This window comes from Erwinia sp. 198, assembly GCF_003937915.1.
GTDB classification, from domain to species: Bacteria; Pseudomonadota; Gammaproteobacteria; order Enterobacterales; family Enterobacteriaceae; genus Erwinia; species Erwinia aeris.
In genome coordinates this window covers 66,225-88,574 of sequence record NZ_RHUM01000014.1, presented here as the reverse complement: position 1 = coordinate 88,574, position 22,350 = coordinate 66,225, and the positions used below count along the sequence as shown (strand labels likewise).

Here is a 22,350-nt window from a genome sequence, read left to right as displayed (position 1 = left end):
GATGCAGACATCAAAGCCTCGTCCCCTGCCGCTGGCGGACAAAATCTATCAGACGCTGAAAAACGATATTTTCGATTTCCGCCTGATGCCCGGCGATCGCTTCAGCGAAAACGAGATCGCCGGACGGATGGCGGTGAGCCGTACGCCGGTGCGTCAGGCGCTGTTTCGGCTGGCGCGCGAAGGCTATGTCGAGGTCGAATTCCGCAGCGGCTGGCAGGTATGCGAGTTCGACTTCACCCGTTTTGAAGAGCTGTACGATCTGCGCATCGTGCTGGAGTGCGAAGCCGTTAAGCGCCTGTGTGCGATGCCGCTGGCGCAGACCGGCGAGCGGCTAAACGCGCTACGGCGCTTCTGGCTGGAGGCGTCGCCGCTGGCCGACGGCAAAGCGGTCTCGCTGCATGACGAAGCGTTTCATATGGCGATAGTGGCGGCGGCGGGCAATCACGAGATGGCCGCCATCCACGCCGAACTCACCGAGAAAATTCGCATTATCCGCCGCCTCGATTTTACCCGAGAGGACAGGATCGCCGCGACTTACCAGGAACACGCACGGATTTTGCTGGCGGTGCTCCAGCAGCAAAGCGAAGCGGCCCGGCACATCCTGACGGCGCATATTGCCGTCAGCAAGGCCGAAGTCAGAAAAATAACGCTGCACCGGTTGCAGCAGGCCAGAACTTTACCCGATCCACTTAACTCTTGAGGTTCACCGGATGAAAAGACGTTCGTTATTAAAAGCTTTTGCGCTTTCGGCTTCGGTCATTGCGATGGGCGCGGCATGGAGCGCGCACGCGGCGGAGACGATCAAGGTCGGCATCCTCTCGTCGCTGTCCGGCACCATGGCGATTTCCGAAACGCCGCTGAAGGACGTGGCGCTGATGACCATCGACGAAATCAACGCCAGCGGCGGCGTGCTGGGTAAAAAGCTTCAGCCGGTAGTGGTCGATCCGGCGTCCAACTGGCCGCTGTTTGCCGAAAAAGCGCGCCAGCTGCTCACGCAGGACAAAGCGGCCGTGGTCTTCGGCTGTTGGACCTCCGTTTCCCGCAAGTCGGTGCTGCCCGTATTTGAAGAGCTGAACGGCCTGCTGTTCTATCCGGTGCAGTACGAGGGTGAAGAGATATCGCCAAACGTCTTCTATACCGGTGCGGCGCCGAACCAACAGGCGATCCCGGCGGTGGACTATTTGATGAGCGAAGACGGCGGCGGCGCGAAGCGCTTTTTCCTGCTCGGCACCGACTATGTCTATCCCCGCACCACCAATAAAATCCTGCGCGCTTTCCTGCACGTCAAGGGCGTGAAGGACAGCGATATTGAGGAAGTCTATACGCCGTTTGGCTACAGCGATTATCAGACCATCGTCGCCAACATTAAAAAGTTCTCTGCGGGCGGAAAAACGGCGGTGATCTCCACTATCAACGGCGACTCCAACGTGCCTTTCTATAAAGAGCTGGCCAATCAGGGTATTAAAGCCACCGATGTGCCGGTAGTGGCGTTCTCGGTCGGCGAAGAGGAGCTGCGCGGCATTGATACCAAACCGCTGGTCGGCAACCTGGCCGCCTGGAACTACTTCCAGTCGGTGGACAATCCGGCCAATAAAAAGTTTGTTGCGGACTATCGCGCTTACGCCAAAGCGCACAACCTGCCGAACGCCGCGACCGCCGTCACCAACGATCCGATGGAGGCCACCTATGTAGGTATTCATATGTGGGCACAGGCGGTCGAGAAAGCGGGAACCACCGATGTGGATAAGGTGCGTGAAGCGATGGCGGGCCAGACCCTTAACGCGCCGGACGGCTTTACGCTGACCATGGATGCCACCAACCATCACCTGCACAAGCCGGTAATGATTGGCGAGATTGAAGAGAACGGCCAGTTTAACGTGGTGTGGCAAACCGACAAGCCGGTGCGCGCGCAGCCGTGGAGCCCTTATCTCCCCGGCAACGATAAAAAGCCCGATCGGCCGGTAAAAACCGTGCAGTAACCGCGTGGCCGGGGCGGCCGCCGCCGCCCGGTTCTCTCTTTTTAACTGGATGGGCATTGCGATGATCCTACGTCAACTGCTAACGCTCTTTATTACGCTGTGCCTGCTGCCCGCCGCTTTTGCCGGGCCGGCTGCCGATTTCGCCGCCGCCAGCCGTCCGGGCCAGGTCGCGCTGCTTCAGCAATGGGCGGCCCAGCCGGACGCCTCGCGTCTTGCGCTGCTGACCGCGCTGCATCAGGAAAACGTGGTGCTGGATGCCAACAGGCGGCCGTTCAGCCTCGTTGACGGCAGGCTGACACCGCTTGATGGCGACGCGACGCCCGAAGGCGGCACAAAAAAACTCTTTATGAACAACAGGCTGCGCGTGCTGGTCGCCACCACGCTGGCCGCCCATCAGCTGGTCAGCGACAGCGCCGCCACGCGCCTGGACGCCGCGCGCGAGCTGCAAAACGAAGCGCAGGCCGATCAGCTGCCGCTGCTGACCAAACGCCTGGCCGCAGAGCAGGACGACGCCGTACGTGCCGCGCTGGCTCAGGCCGTGGCCGGATTACAGCTTGCCGACGCCGATCCTCAGATACGCCTGAAGGCCGTAAAGCTGCTGGGCGAAACCAGCGATCCGCAAACCCAGGCCGCGCTGACGCGCGTGGCGCAAAACGAGCCGGATGCACAGGTGCGCGCCGCCGCTGCCGACGGCCTGAAGCAGATCAAACAGCGTCTGCAGCTGGGCGAGCTGCTCGGCCAGGCGTTCTCCGGCGTTTCGCTGGGATCGGTGCTGCTGTTGGCGGCGCTGGGCCTGGCGATCACCTATGGCCTGCTGGGCGTTATCAATATGGCCCACGGTGAAATGCTGATGCTGGGCGCCTACGCCACCTGGCTGGTGCAGACGCTGTTTCAGCGCTATGCGCCGGAATGGCTCGCTTTCTACCCGCTGCTGGCGCTGCCGGTGGCCTTTTTTGTCACCGCCGCCATCGGCATGGCGCTGGAGCGCACCATCGTGCGCCATCTTTATGGCCGTCCGCTGGAGACGCTGCTGGCAACCTGGGGCATCAGCCTGATGCTGATCCAGCTGGTGCGCATGCTGTTCGGCACGCAAAACCTGGAGGTGGCTAACCCGCCGTGGCTGTCCGGCGGCTGGCAGGCTTTGCCGGGGCTGGTGCTGCCTTACAACCGCATCGCGGTGATTTTATTTGCGATCTTTGTGCTGATCCTGACCGGGCTGCTGCTGAACAAAACCCGCCTTGGGCTGAACGTACGGGCGGTAACGCAGAACCGCGCCATGGCCGACTGCTGCGGTGTGCCGACCGGACGCGTGGACATGCTGGCGTTCGGGCTGGGTTCCGGCATGGCAGGCCTGGGCGGCGTGGCGCTGTCGCAGCTGGGCAACGTCGGGCCGGAGCTGGGCCAGGGCTATATTATCGACTCTTTCCTGGTGGTAGTGACCGGCGGCGTCGGCCAGCTGGCGGGGACGGTGCTGGCCGCATTCGGCTTAGGCATTCTCAACAAGATCCTGGAGCCGCAAATCGGCGCGGTGCTGGGGAAAATCCTGCTGCTGGCGCTGATCGTGCTGTTTATCCAGAAGCGGCCGCAGGGCCTGTTCGCCATCAAAGGAAGGGTGACTGACTAATGACGCAACCTGTTACGTTGACTCTGACGCGAAAAGCGCCGCGCCTTAGCGTCGTCGCCGGTCTGCTGGTGACGGCCGCGCTGCTGATCCTGCCTTTCCTCGCGCTGCTGCCGGCGGAAAATCCGCTGGCGATCTCTGCCTGGACGCTGACGCTGGTCGGCAAAATACTTTGCTATGCGATCGTCGCCGTGGCGCTGGATCTTGTCTGGGGCTATGCCGGACTGCTGTCGCTCGGCCACGGGCTTTTTTTCGCGCTCGGCGGCTATGCAATGGGCATGTACCTGATGCGCCAGGCCTCGGGCGACAGCCTGCCCGCCTTTATGACCTTTCTCTCCTGGGAGAAAATGCCCTGGTTCTGGGCGGGTACGCAGCATTTTGCCTGGGCGCTCTGCCTGATCGTGCTGGTGCCGGGGCTGCTGGCGCTGATCTTCGGCTGGTTTACCTTTCGCTCGAAAATCAAAGGCGTCTACTTTTCGATTATGACGCAGGCGCTGACCTGGGCCGGAATGCTGCTATTTTTCCGCAACGAAACCGGCTTTGGCGGCAACAACGGCTTTACCGGCTTCACCACCCTGCTCGGCTTTCCGATCGCGGCAACCGGCACCCGCATCGCCCTGTTTATCGTTACGGTGCTGCTGCTGCTGGCCACGCTCGCTATCGGCTTTGCGCTGGCGCGCAGCAAATTTGGCCGCGTGCTGACGGCGGTGCGCGATGCGGAAAACCGCCTGATCTTTTGCGGCTATCATCCGCAGGGCTTCAAACTGTTTGTCTGGACGCTTTCCGCCGTGCTGTGCGGGCTGGCGGGCGCGCTCTACGTGCCGCAGGTCGGCATTATTAATCCGGGCGAGATGTCGCCTACCAACTCTATCGAGGCGGCTATCTGGGTGGCGCTCGGCGGCCGGGGCACGCTGATCGGCCCGCTGCTGGGTGCCGGGATCGTCAACGGTGCAAAGAGTTGGTTTACCGTCGCCTTTCCCGAGTTCTGGCTCTTTTTTCTGGGGCTGATGTTTATCCTGGTTACGCTGTTTCTGCCGCACGGCGTGATTGGTCTTCGCCGGAGGAAGCATGACTGAACCGCTTTTTACCCAGCCGCATCCTGCGGACCGCTATCGCGAGCAAACCGACCCGGTCTTACAGCTGGAAAATATTACGGTGGCTTTCGACGGCTTTAAAGCGCTGACCGACCTGTCGCTACAGATTGGCGTGGGCGAGCTGCGCTGCATTATTGGCCCGAACGGCGCCGGGAAAACCACGCTGATGGACGTGATCACCGGCAAAACGCGCCCTACCAGCGGGCGAGTATTTTACGATCAGACCACCGACCTGACGACGCTGTCGCCGGTAGAGATTGCGCGGCAGGGCATCGGCCGTAAATTCCAGAAGCCCACGGTGTTTGAGGCGCTTTCCGTATTTGAAAATCTGGAAATCGCGCTCAAAGGCGATAAATCGGTGTGGGCCTGCCTGCGCGGCAAACTTAACGGCGAGCAGCAGGATCGTATTGACGATGTCCTGAAGCTGTTGCGGCTGGGCGCGGAGCGCGGGCGTCCGGCTGGCCTGCTCTCGCACGGGCAAAAGCAGTTTCTGGAGATTGGCATGCTGCTGGTGCAGGAACCGCATTTGCTGCTGCTGGACGAGCCTGCAGCGGGCATGACCGATGCGGAAACGGAGTACACCGCCGGGCTGTTTAAGGATCTGGCCGGCCGCCATTCGCTGATGGTGGTGGAGCACGATATGGCCTTTGTCGAAGCAATAGCCGACCGCGTAACGGTGCTGCATCAGGGCCAGGTGCTGGCGGAAGGCTCGCTGCGCGAGGTGCAGGCGAATGGTCGGGTTATCGACGTTTATCTGGGGCGCTAACATGCTGAAAGTCTACGATCTTAATCAATATTATGGCGGCAGCCATATTTTACGCGACCTCTCCTTTGAGGTACGTCCGGGCGAAATCACCTGTCTACTGGGACGCAACGGCGTGGGGAAAACCACGCTGCTGAAATGCCTGATGGGGCTGCTTCCGGCAAAATCGGGCGTCATCAGCTGGCAGGAGCAGAGCATCAACGCCCGCAGACCGCACCAGCGCGTGCAGGCCGGTATGGCCTATGTGCCGCAGGGACGCGAGATTTTCCCACGCCTGACGGTGGAAGAGAATCTGCTGATGGGCCTGTCGCGCTTTTCCGGCTCGCGGGCAAAACAGGTGCCGGAAGAGATTTATCAGCTTTTCCCGGTGCTGCGGGAAATGCGGCTGCGGCGCGGCGGCGATCTTTCCGGCGGCCAGCAGCAGCAGCTGGCCATTGGCCGCGCGCTGGCCGCCAGTCCGCAGCTGCTGATCCTGGACGAGCCGACGGAAGGCATCCAGCCTTCGGTCATCAAGGAGATTGGCGCGGTGATCCGCCAGCTGGCGCAGCGCGGCGATATGGCTATCCTGCTGGTGGAACAGTTTTACGATTTTGCCGCCGGGCTTGCCGACAGCTATCTGGTGATGTCGCGCGGCGAAATCGTGCAGCGCGGCCGGGGCGAAACAATGGAAGCGGACGGCGTGCGCGGGCTGGTAGCTATTTAATGGCGACGCCTGCGCTGAAAAAGGCCGCAGGCGTTGTTTATTTTCCGGCAGGACTTAATATTTAGCGATTAATATATCGCCATCTCAATTATTTCCTTCAAGGACTTCGCGCAATTAAATTTGAACATTATTCGCAGCAATAAATATACAGCCATCCCTAAAATACATTACCATCCCAATAACCACACGGCTGTTTAACCCTGTAAAACCTTCTTTTAAATAGCACTATACCGACGTCTCTAAAAAAGACTAATATCTCTATCTTTCTTTATTTAACTGTTTATTAAAAACTAAATATTTTTTCTCACGAAAAAAAATAACGGCATACAAATTAAGGTTAAATCACTCATAACATTTCCTTCAGTTTTTCATATCTTATTTTTTTAAAATTTATATACTACCCGCCTTATTACTGATTTATTTTTCTAATTATCCCTCACCGGAGGTATTTGCGTGGCTATTTTTCCTTTGACTACCGTACAGCAAGCCGTCTGGCTCGATCAGCTTCTTACCCCAGAAGCACCCTGCTATAACGTGGGTGCCCTGTGGCACATCGATACGGCATTTACTGCCGATCTGTTGCATGACGCTATCAGGAAAGTTATGGCGCAGCATGACGCGTTAAATATCATCCTTGAAGAAGATGAACAGGGTATTAATCAGACCACAATCCATAAAAAAGAACCCGTCCTTGAATACCACGATATCAGTCAGGCCTCTCTGTCGTTAAACGAAGCCAAAGCGTTTATTCGCCGCCAGTTTATTAAACCTTTTAAATTACATGGCGAACTTCTCTGGCGCAGCATGACGGTTAAAGTCAATGATGTCACCACGCTCTGGCTGTTCAGCACGCATCATATCATTGCCGACGGCACCTCAGTTTCGCTGTTAAGTAAAATGATTATGGCCCGTTATAAATCATTACAGGCACAGGCGCCTTGTGCGCCAGTTATATCTGCGGGCTATAGCGATTTTATTATCCGCGACCAGCAATATCTCCGCTCCGAGCGCTACCAGCACGATCGGGCATATTGGATTAATCATTTTGCCGAAGCGCCTGCTTCATTGCTGGAGCGCCGTCAGGGCTTTCAGGAAAACAAAGCCTGGCCCAGCGCGCAGGCGGTGCGGCATATTACGGCGGCACGCTACCAACAGCTGAAAAACTTTGCAGAACAGCACGGCGGCTCCGCCATGCATTTTTTTAGCGCACTCCTCGCCTGCTGGTTCGCTCGTCAGTGGCAGACCGATTCGCTTACCCTGGGCATACCGGTGCATAACCGCAGCGGCGCACGCTATAAGCAAACGCCCGGCATGTTTTCATCAATGATCCCGGCCAGGCTGGCTATCGACGTTAGCCAGCCTTTTGCCCCCTTGATTAAACAGGTTGCTGACGAACTACGCCGAGGCTATCGCCACCAGCGCTTTCCCATCGCCGAGCTGAATCGCCATCTGCGTCTCAGCCAGCAGGGGCGCCGCCAGCTGTTTGACCTGAGCTTTTCGCTGGAAACGTTTCCGACCGACATCGAGCTGAACGGCCTGCCGCTCAAGGTCGAGGCGATGCGCCATCACCACGAACAAATGCCGCTGGCCGTGTATTTACGGCATTACCATCCCGGCGACGACCCGCTGCTTGAGTGCAACGTCAATCTGGCCTGGTTTAGCGAAGAAGAAGCGCAGCATATCGCCGATCGCCTGCTGCAAATGATGACCGCAATCCTGGACGGCCCTCAGGATCTGCCCGTGGCGCGGCTGCCTTTGCTGCTGCCCGACGAGCAGAAAAACATTTTTCATCGCTGGAACGCTACGGAGCAAGCCTGGTCTTTTCCCGAAGGTATCCACCGCTATTTTGAACAGCAGGCCGCCGACCGCCCTGACGCCATCGCGCTCTGTGGCTACAGCCAGCAAACCAGCTATCAATCGCTCAACCGCCAGGCTAATCAGCTGGCCTGGCATTTACGCAGGCAGGGCGTTAAGGCAGACGACCGCGTGGCGCTTTGCGTTGAGCGCAGTCGCGAAATGGTGGTAGCGCTGCTGGCGATACTAAAAGCAGGCGGTGCCTATGTGCCGCTTGATCCCGACTACCCGCAGGAGCGGCTGGAACATATGCTTGAAGACTGCGGCGCCGTGGCGCTACTGGTTGACGATGCCGGAGAGAAAGCCCTGCGGGGGTTGGGATCGATTCCCCGCCTGCACCTGCTGAACGATAAAATGCACTGGCGGGAAGCGCCAACCGGTAACCTTTCCGCAGCCTGCGACCGGCCACAGCGCTCGCTGGCCTATGTTATTTATACTTCAGGCTCGACCGGTAAGCCGAAAGGCGTAATGAATGAACACCTGGCCGTTATGAACAGGCTGAAATGGATGCAGCAGGCTTATCAGCTTCAACCGGAAGAGACGGTGTTACAAAAAACGCCGTTCAGTTTTGACGTTTCGGTCTGGGAGTTTTTCTGGCCGCTGATGACGGGCGCGCGGCTGGCGCTGGCGAAGCCTGGCGGTCATCGCGAACCGGATTACCTTAGCGAGGTTATTCAGCAGTACCGGGTCACCACGCTGCATTTTGTCCCTTCCATGCTGCAACTTTTTTTACGCCACGGCGACATGGCCCGGTGCGGCAGCCTGAAACGCATCGTTTGCAGCGGTGAGGCGTTGCCGCTGGCTACCGTGCAGCGCTGCCACCAGCAGCTGCCCCAGGCGGCTTTGCATAATCTTTATGGCCCGACGGAAGCCGCCGTGGATGTTTCTGCCTGGCACTGCTCGCCTGCGGATCCGCGTCCGCTAATCCCTGTTGGCAAACCCATTGCCAATACTCGCCTCTATATTCTTGATGCGCAGCTGCAACCCGTTCCGCCTGGCGTCAGCGGCGAGCTGCATATTGGCGGTATTCAGGTCGCAAGAGGTTACCTCAATCGTCCTGAACTGAGCAGGGAACGGTTTATCGCCGATCCTTTCAGCGCCTGCGGTGAAGGCCGACTGTACAAAACCGGCGACCTGGCCCGCTGGCTGGATGACGGCAGCATCGACTATCTGGGGCGCAATGATTTTCAGGTAAAAATCCACGGTTTGCGTATTGAACTGGGCGAAATTGAGCAGCAGCTTGGCAGCTGCGCTGGCATAGAAGGTGCGCTGGTGCAGGCCTGCGATGACGATCGGGGCGATAAACGGCTGGTCGCCTGGGTAGTGGCAAAACCGGAAGCGCGGCTTGAGCAGCGGCTTCGCGAACAGCTGAAGGAAACGCTGCCCGACTATATGATCCCGTTCGCTATTGTGCGGCTGGATGCCTTCCCGCTATCGCCCAACGGCAAGCTGGATCGTAAAACGCTGCCGCAGCCCGTTTTACAGGCTCGGGAAGAGAAAACCTTTCTGCCGCCGATCGATAACGAAGAGCGTCTGCTGGCCGCGTGCTGGCGCGATCTACTGGGCGTTTCCCGGATCGGCCGCGACGATGATTTTTTCGAGCTTGGCGGTCATTCAATTCATGCCATCCAGCTGATGATGAAGTTGAAAAATCAGGGGATCGCAATAGAGATGAAGACGCTGCTCTCGCACGCTACGCTGCGTCAACAGGCCAACGCTATTCGCAGCGGTGACCATGCCGAAACCCCGGCCGCCTCGCCGCCGCCGCTGCAAAAGCTGCTTCAGCACATGAACAGGGCGCAAACGGAGTTTCGTCTGCTTCAGCCATTGAATGTTCATACGGCCAGCCGTGAAATGTGGATGGTGCATCCCGCCATTGTCGGCTGCGAGATCTATCAGGATCTGGCGCTAAGCCTTGAAGGCAAAATGAACGTCATCGGGATTAATAACTATAACCTTTTTAATCAGCCTGCCGTGTCTGCCCTGCCCGCGCTGGCTGCTTACTATTTGCAGCATATGCTACAGCGCGGCCTGCCGCAGGATCGGCCGCTTTATCTGCTCGGCTGGTCGTTGGGCGGTATTATTGCGCTGGAAATCGCCGCGCAGCTGGAACGCGCCGGTTATCGGCATATCCACGTTTTTGTGCTGGACAGCCTTTACCAGACGGCCGTTCAGCAGCGCGTTACGCCAAACATGCTGGGATCGCTGCTGGCGGCTATTGGCTTAGAAGGCGAAGCGGCCCGGCGCGTTATTCGCATTGAAGACACGGAGTTAAAGCTAAACGATCAGCCGCTGAGTTCAGCGCTTTGCCATACCAGGGTGACGCTGTTCAAGGCCACAAAATTTGTGAACCTGATTAATATCGACAGCAACGACGGGCGTGAAATACTGGCGATGACCGATAATGGATTAGGTCAAATTTGCCAGCACCTTAAAATCGTGCCGCTGGCAGCGGATCATCACTCTATTATCTCTTGCCATCAGGATATTATCGCCGCGTTAACCGACAACCACGCGACGAAAAGCTCTACCGCATAACTGCTGTCTTCAGGGCCGTAAACACTGGCGTTTGCGGCGCTTTACCGATGCGGGTAAGATAATCTCTCTGCCTGCATCTTTCCCTGCAACTTATTAAAATCAGAGTGATTTATACGGAAAAGCAGCGCCCGTCCCCGAACAGGAACAACCGTTTATGGAAAGCCGTAGCAGCGAGCGAGTAAAAAAACTGGCCCACGCGCTGAAGCGTACCGACAAGATCCATCTGAAAGAAGCGGCGCTTCTGCTGGGCGTTTCCGAAATGACTATTCGACGCGATCTTGGCGAGCAGCCTTCTTCCGTGGTGTTGCTTGGCGGCTATATCGTCAGCGATCCCAAAGCCAGCCAGCGCCACTACTTCGTTTCCGATCAGCAGGCGCACAACGTGGAAAAGAAGCGGCGGCTGGGCCAGCTGGCGGCCACGCTGATCCAACCCGGCGAAACGGTGTTTTTTGACTGCGGTACCACCATGCCGTGGATTATCGACGCCATTGATAACGATCTGGATTTTATCGCCATCTGCTGCGCGGTGAATACCTTCCTGGCGCTGAAAGAAAAACCCCGTTGTAAGGTGATCCTCAACGGCGGCGAGTTTCACGCCGATAACGCCATTTTTACGCCGCTGGGCCAGGGATCGGTTATCGATAATCTTTGTCCCGGCAAAGCCTTTATCTCTGCGGCAGGCATCGATGTGCATCAGGGCGTAACCTGCTTCAACCTCAACGAACTGCCGATGAAGCATCAGGCCCTACAGCGCGCCAGCCAGACTATCCTGGTGGCGGACAGCAGCAAATTCGGCAAGGTGCTGCCCGCGCGCATCGGCGAGCTCTCGCTGTTTGATACCCTGATCAGCGATAAAGCGGCGCCGGAAGCGCTGGCCCGGCGGCTGGAACAGGCGGGCGTGACGCAGTACTCAGGATAATCTGCCGCCTGCGTCTGTGATTGCCGGGTGAAACCAGCTAAACTTCGCTATCTGAGTGGGCAGCGACTGCCCCGATTATTACACAGACACCAAGAGGCTCATCCTACGTGGCTCAATTCGTCTATAGCATGCATCGCGTCGGCAAAGTGGTTCCGCCGAAGCGTCATATCCTGAAAAATATTTCCCTGAGCTTTTTCCCCGGCGCAAAAATCGGCGTTCTGGGCTTAAACGGCGCGGGTAAATCTACGCTGCTGCGCATTATGGCCGGCATTGATAAAGATATCGAAGGGGAAGCTCGCCCGCAGCCCGGCATCAAGATCGGCTATCTGCCGCAGGAGCCGCAGCTCAACCTGGAGCATACCGTTCGTGAATCGGTAGAAGAGGCGCTGGCCGACGTCGTGGGCGCGCTGAAGCGTCTGGACGAAGTTTACGCGCTGTACGCGGAAGAAGACGCGGACTTCGACAAGCTGGCCGCCGAGCAGGGTCGTCTGGAAGAGATCATCCAGGCGCACGACGGCCACAATCTGAATACCCAGCTGGAACGCGCCGCCGACGCGCTGCGCCTGCCGGACTGGGATGCGAAAGTCGCTAATCTTTCCGGTGGTGAGCGTCGCCGCGTCGCGCTGTGCCGTCTGCTGCTGGAAAAGCCGGACATGCTGCTGCTGGACGAACCGACCAACCACCTGGATGCCGAATCCGTGGCCTGGCTGGAGCGCTTCCTGCACGACTTTGAAGGCACCGTGGTGGCGATTACCCACGACCGTTACTTCCTGGACAACGTAGCGGGCTGGATCCTGGAGCTGGACCGTGGCGAAGGTATTCCGTGGGAAGGCAACTACTCCTCCTGGCTGGAGCAGAAAGATGCCCGCCTGGCGCAGGAAGCCTCCAGCGAAGCGGCCCGCCGTAAATCGATCGAGAAAGAGCTGGAGTGGGTGCGTGCCGGTACCAAAGGCCGTCAGTCTAAAGGCAAAGCGCGTCTGGCCCGCTTTGAAGAGCTGAACAGCACCGACTACCAGAAGCGTAACGAGACCAACGAACTCTTTATTCCGCCTGGCGCACGCCTGGGCGATAAAGTGCTGGAAGTCAGCAACCTGCGCAAATCCTATGGCGACCGCCTGCTGATTGACGACCTGTCGTTCTCCGTGCCGAAAGGCGCCATCGTCGGCATCATCGGCCCGAACGGCGCGGGTAAATCAACGCTGTTCCGCATGATGTCCGGTCAGGAACAGCCGGATTCCGGCAGCATCGTGCTGGGCGATACCGTCAAGCTGGCCTCGGTCGATCAGTTCCGCGACAGCATGGATAACTCGAAAACCGTCTGGGAAGAGGTGTCCGGCGGCCAGGACATCATGCGTATCGGCAATACCGAGATGCCAAGCCGCGCCTATGTCGGCCGCTTTAACTTTAAAGGCGTCGATCAGGGCAAACGCGTAGGCGAACTGTCCGGCGGCGAGCGTGGTCGTCTGCATCTGGCCAAGCTGTTGCAGGTCGGTGGCAACATGCTGCTGCTCGATGAGCCAACCAATGACCTGGATATCGAAACCCTGCGCGCGCTGGAAAACGCCCTGCTGGAGTTCCCTGGCTGCGCAATGGTTATCTCGCATGACCGCTGGTTCCTGGACCGTATTGCTACTCATATCCTGGACTATCAGGATGAAGGCAAGATCGAGTTCTTTGAGGGTAACTTCACCGAATACGAAGAGTACAAGAAGCGTACGCTGGGTGCGGAAGCACTGGAGCCGAAACGCATCAAGTACAAGCGTATGGCGAAGTAATCTCGCTACGCCGTGCCCGGCCGTTTGCCGGCACGGCGTGTCACCTTTTTCTGCCGTTGAAATCCCCGTAGTTCGCCTGAACGCACCACGCTCTGACGATAAAATTCCCGTAGTTCGCCTGAGCGCGCCAGGTCCTGACGATAAAATCCCCGCAGTTCGCCTGAGCACACCGAGCCCTAACGATAAAACTCCCGGAAAATATCCGACTCCAGCGCGAAATCGACAAAGCGCACCAGCGCGGGCGAGTTCAGCTTACGGCTGGGATAAACCAGCCACAGCTCGCTACCCAACGCTTTCCAGTCCTGTAGCACCTCTACCAGCTTTCCTTCAGCCAGCATGTCCTTAGCCAACATTTCCGGCAGCAGCGTAATACCCGCGTCGGCCAGGGCGCATTCTCGCGCGTACAGCAGATTATTGGCGGTATGTACCGGCGGCAGCTGCCAGCGATAATACTCATCCTCTTTTCTTAACGGCCACTCGTTCCATACCTGATGGGCAATACAGCGATGATCCGCCAGCTGCTGAGGATGGGTAAGCGCCTCATAGCGCGCCAGATAGGCAGGTGAAGCGACCAGTAAGCGCCTGGTGTAGCCAACCCGCCTGCCGATAAGCGAAGAATCCTGCGGCTGGCCAGTACGTAGCGCAATGTCATAGCCTTCCTGCACGATATCGTGCATCCGATCCGATACCGACACCTCCAGCATCACATCCGGCCAGGCCTGCTGAAAAGCGGCGTTAAACCGCGCCAGCAGCGTGGCCCCGATACCGGCCGGCGACGTAATACGTAACCGGCCGCTGGGATTATCCCGCAGGCGATCGATGGTCATGCTGGCCCTTTCGCTGGCCTGTAGCATCTCACGGCAGTGCACCAGATAACGCTCGCCGGCAAAAGTCAGATTAAGCTGACGGGTGGTGCGGTTAATCAGGCGCAATCCCAGCGCCTGTTCAAGTTGACTGATACGCTGGCTGACGCTGGATTTCGGCAACCCTGCGCGCTTTGCTGCCCCGGTAAAACTGCCGCACTCGGCTACCATTGCAAAGAGAGCCATATCCTGCAGCTGTTTAAACATTATTGTTCACCTGAAACGAACGCTGAGTTAGTAATTGTACGACTTATCATTAGTCTGCTTAGCTTCTACACTCAATAGCATAAATCAAAGGAGAGGTGTTATGACAATCAACGCTATTGCCGTTAATCCAGAAAAACCGGATCAATTTATTGAAATACAAACAGATAAGTCTGGCCCTGAGGGTTACGATCTGCTGGTCGAAGTGAAAGCCGCCTCGGTGAATCCGGTGGATACCAAAGTCCATAAGGGCGCGCAGAAAAACGGCCTTAAGGAGCCGCGTATTCTCGGCTGGGACGCCAGCGGCGTGGTGCTGGAAGTCGGCAGCAAGGTCAGCAATTTTAAAGTCGGCGACGAAGTCTACTATGCGGGCGATCTCACCCGTCCGGGCAGCAACGCCACGCAGCAGCTGGTTGATTCCCGCATCGTCGGCCACAAGCCCACCTCGCTGAACTGGGCCGAAGCCGCCGCGATCCCGCTGACCGCCCTGACCGCCTGGGAAGGACTTTTTGACCGCCTGCTGATCGATAAGGCTGAAGAAGGCAAAACGCTGCTGATTGTTGGCGGCGCAGGCGGCGTAGGCTCGCTGGCTATTCCTTTCGCTAAGCTGCACAGCAGGGTCACTATCATCGCCACCGCTTCCCGTCCTGACTCGGCGCAGTGGTGTAAAGATCGCGGCGCGGATCTGGTTATCGACTATAAAGATATGCCTGCGGAACTGGAAAAACATGGCCTGAAGCAGGTCGACTATATTTTCTGCCTGAACGATACCGACGGCCACTGGGAGACGCTGGCGCAGCTGATCGCGCCGCAGGGGCAGATCTGCACCATCGTGGAAAACGAAAAGCCGCTCAATATGGATCAGCTGAAGCTGAAGAGCGCCGCGCTGCACTGGGAGTTTATGTATACCCGCAGCATGTATAACACGCCGGATATCGCTCGCCAGGGTGAAATTCTGGACGCCACGGCGAAACTGCTGGACGACGGGAAAGTCACCACGTCGCTGAGCAAAACGCTGCAGGGGCTGAGCGTGGAAACGCTGACGGAAGCGCACCGCCTGGTACTGGAAGGCCATATGCGCGGTAAAGTGGTGATGGTTTACTGAGCGAACTACCGGGACGGCTCGCAATCTGCCAGGGAGAGAAACGGTATGATTGCGTCGGTGCTTGAGGCTTTTTGCCTTATGCCGTTGGTAGCGATGCGGATGGAGGCTGTGGCAGAAAGAAGAAAGCCCCGAAGGTCATTTTTCAATTAACCCACGAGGCGTTCTGCATGACCAACAGCATCAGAGTAGCCTCCTGCCCGCCGCAAGGCAAGGCGAAGGCAGCCATGAGAATACCGCATAGCAAGCTTATCCTGTGCATATTAATAGTGTGTCTCACGCTGTTACTACTCACCGCCCTGGTAAGGTAGCCGCTCTGCGAAATCCGCTACTGGGACGGAAACAGGGAGGTGGCGTCATGGCTTACGAATCCGGCAAGTAGTTACCCGAAGGCGGGGAAAACCCTGCCTTTTTGGGAATGATGAAAGCTGGCATGCCGCAGGCGCCTTTTACAGGGCTGTCAGGTAACGCTGACGGCCCTTTCCGATCTTTTTATCCGCCGCTTCTGTGAGCTGTCCCGCAGCCGCTTAGCCAGATGCCAAAATTTCCCTCGCCTCGCCCCGCCATCCTTGTGCGGCTGTACGATGCCGCCGTCTGGACGCTTTTTTATACTGAAACGGCAACAGGCAACCGGCGCCCATAAATCTGATTACAAGCCGCTGCCTCCCTCCCTACCCGATGAGGTTTATGGCATGAAAATCAGTCACGTTGAGGCGATCCGCCTCGCTATTCCTTTTGAAAGCGACCGCAGTACGCCAGAGGAGCAGACACCGGCCTGGAACGCCGCTTCGCCTGCGTTAAAGAAAATGGAAACGCTGCTGGTGCGCATTACCACGGACGATGGCCGCCAGGGCTGGGGCGAAGGCTTCGGCCACTTGTGCAATCCGGTGACGCTTCAGGCGCTGGAATCGCTGGTGATCCCGCTTTTTCTGGGAAAAACGGTGCCCGCAAGCCGCGAGGCGCTGACGGCACTGGTCAGCGAGGCGGAGCAGGCGCTGCACGCTTTTGGCCGCAGCGGGCCGGTACGCTACGCGCTGTCGGCTATCGATATCGCGCTATGGGATCTGCTGGGTCAGCATCTTGGTCAGCCTTTATGGCAGCTGCTGGGCGCAACACGCAGCGAGATTGGCCTCTACGCCAGCCTGGTCAGCTACAACAACCAGCCGGAAGAGGTCGCTCGTCAGGTACGGCGCGCCTGGCAGGCGGGCTTTCGCACCATGAAGCTGCATGAAACCGATTACGCCGCCATTGCCGCCGCCAGAGCCGCGCTCCCGCAGGAAGCGACCCTGATGGTGGACGTAAACTGCCCGTGGACGGTAGCGGAAGCCACCGCGCGCGCGCGCCAGCTGGCGGAATTAAACCTGGGCTGGCTGGAAGAGCCGATCTGGCCGCCGGACGATATTGCAGGCCTGGCGGCGGTACGCCGAGCGGGCACGCCGATAGCCGCAGGGGAAAATGTTTGCGGCGACTGGGGGTTCGAGCCGTTTTACTCTGCGGCGGCAGTGGACGTGCTGCAGCCCAGCGTGGCCAAAGTGGGCGGTATCACGGCCATGCTGCGCGTGATGGCCCAGGCGGCCCGGCACGGCATGAAGGTGGTGCCGCACTGTTTCTACTACGGCGCAGGTTTGCTGGCGACGGCGCACCTGGTGGCCGCTTTGCCGCAGGATATCCTGCTGGAAGTGCCCTGGATCCGCTTTACGCCGCTTCTCTGGCCGCAGCTCGATTTTTCTCCGACGCTGACCCTTCCCACCACGCCAGGCCTGGGTTTCGCGCCCGATCTGGCGGTAGTGAAAGATTATACCGTCAGCCATATCACCTTAAGCGCGGAGGCCTGTCATGTTTAAAAACTATCGCAGCGTTGTAGCCCTGCTGCTGTTTTTCGCTGGCGTGCTGAACTATCTGGATCGCGCCGCGCTGTCGGTGATGGCGCCGCTGGTGAAAAAGGATTTGCACATCGACGACGCGCAGATGGGTATCCTGTTCAGCTGCTTTTTTATCGGCTACTGCCTGTTCTGCTTTTTGGGCGGCTGGGGCGCCGATCGCTACGGCCCGCGCAAAGTGTTTGGCTGGGCGGCGGCCGTCTGGTCGCTGTTCTGCGGCGCGACGGCGCTGGCGGGCAGCTTCACGCATCTGCTGATTGTCCGCGTGCTGTTTGGCATCGGCGAGGGGCCGATGGGTACCACCACCAATAAATCGATCTCCAACTGGTTCCCACGCAAGGAAGTCGGCCGCGCCGTCGGCTTCACCAATGCCGGTCAGCCGCTGGGCGCCGCTATCGCCGCGCCCGTGGTAGGATTGGTCGGGCTGCACTTCGGCTGGCGCGTTTCTTTTATCGTGATTGCCGCGCTGGGCTTTGTCTGGCTGGCTTTCTGGCTGTGGCTGTTTCGCGACACGCCGGAACACCACCCGCGCGTCAGCGAGCCGGAAAGACAGGCCATCGCCGCTCAGCGCCCCGCCACTCGCGTCACCCCGACGGGCCAGACCAGGACGCCGCTCTGGCACTACGTGCTGTCGCTGCCGGTACTGGGCGTCGCGGCGGCCTTCTTTTGCTTTAACTACATCCAGTTTTTCTTTCTGTCATGGCTGCCCAGCTACCTGACCGACTTTCAGCATCTGGATATTAAAAGCATGAGCCTGATCGGTATTCTGCCGTGGCTGGGCGCGACCATCGGCTTTATCGGCGGCGGCATGATTTCCGATGCACTGTTCCGCCGTACCGGCAATTTTTTGCTGTCGCGCAAGCTGGTGATCTTTTTTGGGCTGGCAGTGGCCGCCGTGTGCGTCATGCTGACGGCCTGGGCCAGCAGCGTCACGCTGGCGGTTTCGCTGATTACGCTGGCCAGCGTGTTCGCCTATATGACGCCGCAGGCGTGCTGGTCGCTGCTGCAGGATATCGTGCCCGCCGAGCGCATCGGCACTGCGGGCGGCTTTGTGCATCTGCTGGCGAACCTGGCGGGCATCCTGTCGCCGGGCATCACCGGCTTTCTGATCCAGTATGGCGGCGGCTACTCGTCGGCCTTTTTACTGGCCAGCGTACTGGCGCTGACCGGGATGGCGCTGCTGGGTATCTTTGTGCGTGAGCGCAGCGTTAACGCGCTGCGGGCGCTGGCTTAACAAACAAAAAGGGAGCGTCCTCCGCTCCCTTTATTCCCTCAGCCGCCGGTCGATCGCGCGCCCAGCATCTCCTGTACCAGCTCCACGCAGCGCAGAAAGCGCTCGTCGTAGCTGTCCTGCTCGACGTGCACAAAATCGATATTGTTTGCCTCCAGCATGGAAACCAGCAGCGCCTGGAACTCTTTGCGATCCACCGAGCTGCCGAGGCTGCGCAGCCCGTCCGCTACCCAGGGAACGTTGTTCTCGACCAGGATCACCAAATCAAAGCGGTACTCATCAATCAGCGCCTGCACAAAAGGATGCTCGCGCCCCTCATACTTCTTACAGAAGGCCTGGGTCGTCACAAAGTCGGTATCGATAAAGGCGACCTTGTTCGCATATTTCACCGCAAAATCAATGTACTGTGCCTGGCCCAGCGCGATCTTATCGTAGTCGGAGTACTGCAGCGCCATCTCGTCACCGCCCAGGTGCGAGAAAACGTAGTCGCGGCCAAATTCCCAGGCGCTGGTGGTGTTAAAAATATTTGCCAGCTTGTTAACCAACGTGGATTTGCCGCTCGACTCGCCGCCCAGGATAGCCACCGTGCGCACAAAGAAGGGTTTTACTTCCGTCGGAATATATTCCCAGTAGCGAAAAGGATCCTGGCGGATCTGCGCGCCACTGATATTCATAAAGGATCGTTTGGGATCGATCAGGACGGCCTCAATGCCCAAATGTTGCTGATACTGCGGCGCATCCGGCTCTTCGCTGGTATAAACCCGGTTGGGGACGATGCCGTGGTTTTCCATAAAGTCGTTGATGCCGCGGCTCCAGACGTCCCAGCCGTGCGGATAAGGCTCCATGCCCTCTTCGTTAAACGAATGGATACGGATATTTTTCTGGTACTTAAAAGTTTGCAGCAGCCAGCGCAGGCGATCGCTGACGGTCGGCTGCTGCGACATGGCGCTGGCCTCGAACAGCTCGCGGTCGCGCGACTCGTCGTAGCCCATAATGATATGCAGCTCGTCGACCTGGCTACAGGCGCGCTGGATCAGATAGATGTGCCCGGTATGCAGCGGATAGAATTTGCCGAACACCACGCCGATGGTTTTTTCACGGCGCGGAAACTCCAGGCCAAGATAGCGATGCAGCGCCTCCAGCTTTTGCGCGCTGGGGCTTTTGATCTTGGCGTTGAGCAGCTGGCTGAGGTAGCCCTTGGTCATGCCGCTGGCTTCCGCCACCTGCTGCAACGTACAGCCCTGCTGGCGAATAGCCGTTTTCAGATAATCAAATGACGACACCGGGTGCCTCCTGCATAACGGGCGTACGTTCCGCCACTTTGAAGTGCGGAGCGCGCAATACGCTCCGCTTTTAAGTTAAAGCTCGTCGAGGATCGCCAGCGCGTCGGCCAGCTTTTTCACGCCGTAAACCTTCATGTTCTCTGGCGTTTTCTTCGGCACGTTGGCAATGGGCACGATGGCGCGACGGAAACCGTGCTTGGCCGCTTCGGAAATCCGCTCCTGGCCGCTCGGCACCGGACGGATTTCTCCGGCCAGCCCTACCTCGCCAAACACCACCAGATCCTGCGGCAAAGGGCGATCGCGCAGGCTGGACACCATCGACAGCATTAACGCTAAGTCGGCGCTGGTCTCCGTGACCTTCACACCACCGACCACGTTGACGAAAACGTCCTGATCGGCCATTTGCAGACCGCCGTGACGATGCAGTACCGCCAGCAGGATCGCCAGGCGGTTCTGCTCCAGGCCGACCGCCACGCGGCGTGGGTTCCCCAGCATCGAGTGATCCACCAGTGCCTGGATCTCAACCAGCAGCGGCCGCGTGCCCTCCCACAGCACCATTACCGAACTGCCGGAGGTGACTTCGTCGCCGCGGCTGAGGAAGATGGCGGAAGGATTGCTGACTTCCCGCAGCCCCTGTTCGGTCATGGCGAACACGCCCAGCTCGTTCACCGCGCCGAAGCGGTTTTTATGGCTGCGCAGGGTACGGAAACGCGAATCCGCATCGCCATCCAGCAGCACCGAGCAGTCGATGCAGTGTTCCAGAACCTTTGGCCCCGCCAGCGAGCCGTCTTTCGTCACGTGGCCGACCATCACGATCGCCACGCCGCGCGTTTTCGCAAAGCGGGTCAGGTAGGCGGCGGTTTCCCTGACCTGCGCCACGCTGCCAGGCGAGGACTGGATATCCGCCATATGCATCACCTGGATAGAGTCAATCACCATCAGCTTTGGCTCTTCCTGCTCGGCGATCTGGCAGATCTGCTCGATGCTGGTTTCCGAAAGCATATTCAGATTGGCGGTCGGCAAACCCAGCCGGTGCGCGCGCATCGCCACCTGCTGGAGCGACTCTTCGCCGGTAACGTAGAGCGTTTTCATGTTCTCGGAAAGCTTGCAGAGCGTTTGCAGCAGCAGCGTACTTTTCCCCGCGCCGGGGCTGCCGCCGATCAGGATGGCGCTGCCCGGCACCACGCCGCCGCCCAGTACGCGATCGAACTCCTTAAAGCCGGTGCTGAAGCGCGGCAGCGCCTCCAGGCTGATTTCCGACAGTTTTTGCACGCGGCTTGGGCCAGCGCTGCCCGCATAGCCGGTCAGACGTTCATTACGCGCCACCGTTGGCGACGCCGCCAGGCGCACCTCGGTGATGGTGTTCCAGGCGTGGCAGGCGCTGCATTGCCCCTGCCAGCGTGGATAATCTGCGCCGCATTCATTACAAACAAAGGCGCGCTTTACCGCTTTGGCCAAATCTACCCCTTAGCGTTCTTCATGGATCAGGCTGCCGGTCAGGATGCAGAGCACGCCCAGCAGGTCAGCATGACGGATGGTAACTTCTGTTTTTTCGTTAACTTTTGGCTTGGCGTGATAGGCGATGCCCAGCGCGGACGCCTGGATCATCAGCAGATCGTTGGCGCCGTCGCCAATTGCCACGGTTTGTTCCGGCGCGATCTCAAAGCGCTTTGCCAGCTTTCGCAGCGTCTCGGCTTTGTATTTCGCATCGACGATATCGCCCAGCACTTCGCCGGTCAGCTTGCCGTCGCGGATTTCCAGCTGGTTCGCCACAATCGCGGAAAGGCGCAGCTTGTCGCGCAGGTATTCCGCAAAATAGGTAAAGCCGCCGGAAGCGATCGCCACCTGCCAGCCCAGCGCCTGGAGCTTGTGCACCAGCGAACTGAGACCCGGCATCAGCGGCATTTCCGCCCGCACCTGCGCCAGAATATTGGCATCGGCGCCTTTAAGTGTAGCCACGCGCTGGCGCAGGCTGGCGGTAAAATCGAGTTCGCCGCGCATCGCGCGTTCGGTCACTTCCGCCACCAGCTCGCCGCTGCCCGCCAGTTTGGCGATCTCGTCGATACATTCAATCTGGATAGCGGTGGAATCCATATCCATTACCAGCAGACCCGGCGTTTTCAGATGCGGAATACGGCCCAGCGGCGCCACGTCCAGCCCGGCTTCGTGCGCCAGTTTGGCCGCGCGCGGCGTCAGCGATCCTGCCAGCCGGATAACCTGATAATCCTCCACCGCCCAGGCGCTGACGATGACCATCGCCGCCCCCAGCCTGTGCTGCAGCGCCGTCAGGCGATCTTTATTCAGGCCGCGCCCATACAGAAGCCAGCCGGTGCGGCCGGCGCGATAATCCAGCGGCATCACTTCATCGCCGCTGAGGGAAAGAGGTAAACCCGGCCAGAGAGAGACATCCGAAGGCAGGTCGCACCAGGTCAGACTATTTGGCATTACAGCTCCTGTAGGGGACAGTTTAATCACGCAAGAGGCTACCCTGTCTCGCCCGCTTCTGGCAACATAAATGCGGTTCCGTTTCCGGACAATATG

Annotated in this window: 17 protein-coding genes; 13 read left to right on the top strand and 4 right to left on the bottom strand. The window is 58.7% G+C overall.

The window, feature by feature from the left end; translation table 11 throughout:
* The first annotated feature begins 1 nt into the window (after position 1).
* The 9 genes from EGK14_RS18170 (at position 2) to ettA (ending at position 13,246) form a co-directional block, all read left to right on the top strand.
* Positions 2-700: a GntR family transcriptional regulator gene (locus EGK14_RS18170; RefSeq protein ID WP_125290497.1), complete on the top strand. Its 699-nt coding sequence runs from the start codon at positions 2-4 to the stop codon at positions 698-700.
* A 10-nt stretch (positions 701-710) separates the two neighbouring features.
* On the top strand, positions 711-1,979 hold the full coding sequence (gene urtA, locus EGK14_RS18165) for an urea ABC transporter substrate-binding protein (RefSeq protein WP_125290496.1): 1,269 nt from the start codon (positions 711-713) through the stop codon (positions 1,977-1,979).
* Between the two features lie 61 nt (positions 1,980-2,040).
* A complete protein-coding gene (gene urtB / locus EGK14_RS18160; RefSeq protein ID WP_125290495.1) occupies positions 2,041-3,603 on the top strand; it encodes an urea ABC transporter permease subunit UrtB in 1,563 nt (520 codons plus the stop codon).
* The gene (gene urtC / locus EGK14_RS18155) at positions 3,603-4,676 is read left to right on the top strand and encodes an urea ABC transporter permease subunit UrtC (RefSeq protein ID WP_125290494.1); all 1,074 of its coding nucleotides are present in this window, start codon (positions 3,603-3,605) and stop codon (positions 4,674-4,676) included. Before urtB ends, urtC begins: the two co-directional genes overlap by 1 nt.
* Entirely contained in the window at positions 4,669-5,460 is a 792-nt protein-coding gene (urtD, locus tag EGK14_RS18150) for an urea ABC transporter ATP-binding protein UrtD (RefSeq protein WP_125290493.1), read from the top strand. The genes urtC and urtD overlap by 8 nt, the downstream gene beginning before the upstream one ends.
* A 1-nt stretch (position 5,461) precedes the next feature.
* Positions 5,462-6,160 (top strand): urea ABC transporter ATP-binding subunit UrtE, encoded by a 699-nt coding sequence (urtE, locus tag EGK14_RS18145; RefSeq protein ID WP_125290547.1) that lies wholly within the window; start codon positions 5,462-5,464, stop codon positions 6,158-6,160.
* Positions 6,161-6,613: 453 nt separating this feature from the next.
* Entirely contained in the window at positions 6,614-10,552 is a 3,939-nt protein-coding gene (locus tag EGK14_RS18140) for a non-ribosomal peptide synthetase (RefSeq protein ID WP_125290492.1), read from the top strand.
* A 154-nt stretch (positions 10,553-10,706) separates the two neighbouring features.
* Entirely contained in the window at positions 10,707-11,471 is a 765-nt protein-coding gene (gene deoR / locus EGK14_RS18135; RefSeq protein WP_125290491.1) for a DNA-binding transcriptional repressor DeoR, read from the top strand.
* A 107-nt stretch (positions 11,472-11,578) separates the two neighbouring features.
* Entirely contained in the window at positions 11,579-13,246 is a 1,668-nt protein-coding gene (ettA, locus tag EGK14_RS18130; protein WP_125290490.1) for an energy-dependent translational throttle protein EttA, read from the top strand.
* A gap of 176 nt (positions 13,247-13,422) precedes the next feature.
* Here ettA and EGK14_RS18125 read toward each other — a convergent pair whose 3' ends face one another.
* A complete protein-coding gene (locus EGK14_RS18125) occupies positions 13,423-14,319 on the bottom strand; it encodes a LysR family transcriptional regulator (protein ID WP_125290489.1) in 897 nt (298 codons plus the stop codon).
* A 97-nt stretch (positions 14,320-14,416) separates the two neighbouring features.
* Between EGK14_RS18125 and EGK14_RS18120 the strand changes: the two genes are divergently transcribed.
* From EGK14_RS18120 to EGK14_RS18105, 4 genes are all read left to right on the top strand, one after another.
* A complete protein-coding gene (locus EGK14_RS18120) occupies positions 14,417-15,418 on the top strand; it encodes a zinc-binding alcohol dehydrogenase family protein (protein WP_125290488.1) in 1,002 nt (333 codons plus the stop codon).
* Positions 15,419-15,671: 253 nt separating this feature from the next.
* A complete protein-coding gene (locus EGK14_RS21915; protein ID WP_158616068.1) occupies positions 15,672-15,797 on the top strand; it encodes a DUF5431 family protein in 126 nt (41 codons plus the stop codon).
* A 310-nt stretch (positions 15,798-16,107) separates the two neighbouring features.
* Positions 16,108-17,259 carry a mandelate racemase/muconate lactonizing enzyme family protein gene (locus EGK14_RS18110; protein ID WP_125290487.1) on the top strand — a complete coding sequence of 384 codons (1,152 nt, stop codon included), beginning with the start codon at positions 16,108-16,110 and terminating at the stop codon, positions 17,257-17,259.
* Positions 17,252-18,529 (top strand): MFS transporter, encoded by a 1,278-nt coding sequence (locus tag EGK14_RS18105; RefSeq protein ID WP_125290486.1) that lies wholly within the window; start codon positions 17,252-17,254, stop codon positions 18,527-18,529. The genes EGK14_RS18110 and EGK14_RS18105 overlap by 8 nt, the downstream gene beginning before the upstream one ends.
* 38 nt (positions 18,530-18,567) lie before the next feature.
* Here EGK14_RS18105 and nadR read toward each other — a convergent pair whose 3' ends face one another.
* From nadR to serB, 3 genes are all read right to left on the bottom strand, one after another.
* On the bottom strand, positions 18,568-19,809 hold the full coding sequence (gene nadR, locus EGK14_RS18100; RefSeq protein WP_125290485.1) for a multifunctional transcriptional regulator/nicotinamide-nucleotide adenylyltransferase/ribosylnicotinamide kinase NadR: 1,242 nt from the start codon (positions 19,807-19,809) through the stop codon (positions 18,568-18,570).
* 75 nt (positions 19,810-19,884) lie between these two features.
* Positions 19,885-21,267, bottom strand: a complete 1,383-nt coding sequence (radA, locus tag EGK14_RS18095; RefSeq protein WP_125290484.1) for a DNA repair protein RadA — start codon at positions 21,265-21,267, stop codon at positions 19,885-19,887.
* Between the two features lie 9 nt (positions 21,268-21,276).
* Positions 21,277-22,254, bottom strand: coding sequence for a phosphoserine phosphatase (gene serB, locus EGK14_RS18090; protein WP_125290483.1), 978 nt, complete (start codon positions 22,252-22,254; stop codon positions 21,277-21,279).
* Positions 22,255-22,350: the final 96 nt, after the last annotated feature.

Excerpts from the sequence above, each read along its gene's own strand:
- EGK14_RS18170 (WP_125290497.1), top strand. The coding sequence starts at position 2 with ATGCAGACATCAAAGCCTCGTCCCCTGCCGCTGGCGGACAAAATCTAT.
- urtA (WP_125290496.1), top strand. The coding sequence starts at position 711 with ATGAAAAGACGTTCGTTATTAAAAGCTTTTGCGCTTTCGGCTTCGGTC.
- urtB (WP_125290495.1), top strand. The coding sequence starts at position 2,041 with ATGATCCTACGTCAACTGCTAACGCTCTTTATTACGCTGTGCCTGCTG.
- urtC (WP_125290494.1), top strand. The coding sequence starts at position 3,603 with ATGACGCAACCTGTTACGTTGACTCTGACGCGAAAAGCGCCGCGCCTT.
- urtD (WP_125290493.1), top strand. The coding sequence starts at position 4,669 with ATGACTGAACCGCTTTTTACCCAGCCGCATCCTGCGGACCGCTATCGC.
- urtE (WP_125290547.1), top strand. The coding sequence starts at position 5,462 with ATGCTGAAAGTCTACGATCTTAATCAATATTATGGCGGCAGCCATATT.
- deoR (WP_125290491.1), top strand. The coding sequence starts at position 10,707 with ATGGAAAGCCGTAGCAGCGAGCGAGTAAAAAAACTGGCCCACGCGCTG.
- EGK14_RS18120 (WP_125290488.1), top strand. The coding sequence starts at position 14,417 with ATGACAATCAACGCTATTGCCGTTAATCCAGAAAAACCGGATCAATTT.
- EGK14_RS18110 (WP_125290487.1), top strand. The coding sequence starts at position 16,108 with ATGAAAATCAGTCACGTTGAGGCGATCCGCCTCGCTATTCCTTTTGAA.
- EGK14_RS18105 (WP_125290486.1), top strand. The coding sequence starts at position 17,252 with ATGTTTAAAAACTATCGCAGCGTTGTAGCCCTGCTGCTGTTTTTCGCT.
- serB (WP_125290483.1), bottom strand. The coding sequence starts at position 22,254 with ATGCCAAATAGTCTGACCTGGTGCGACCTGCCTTCGGATGTCTCTCTC.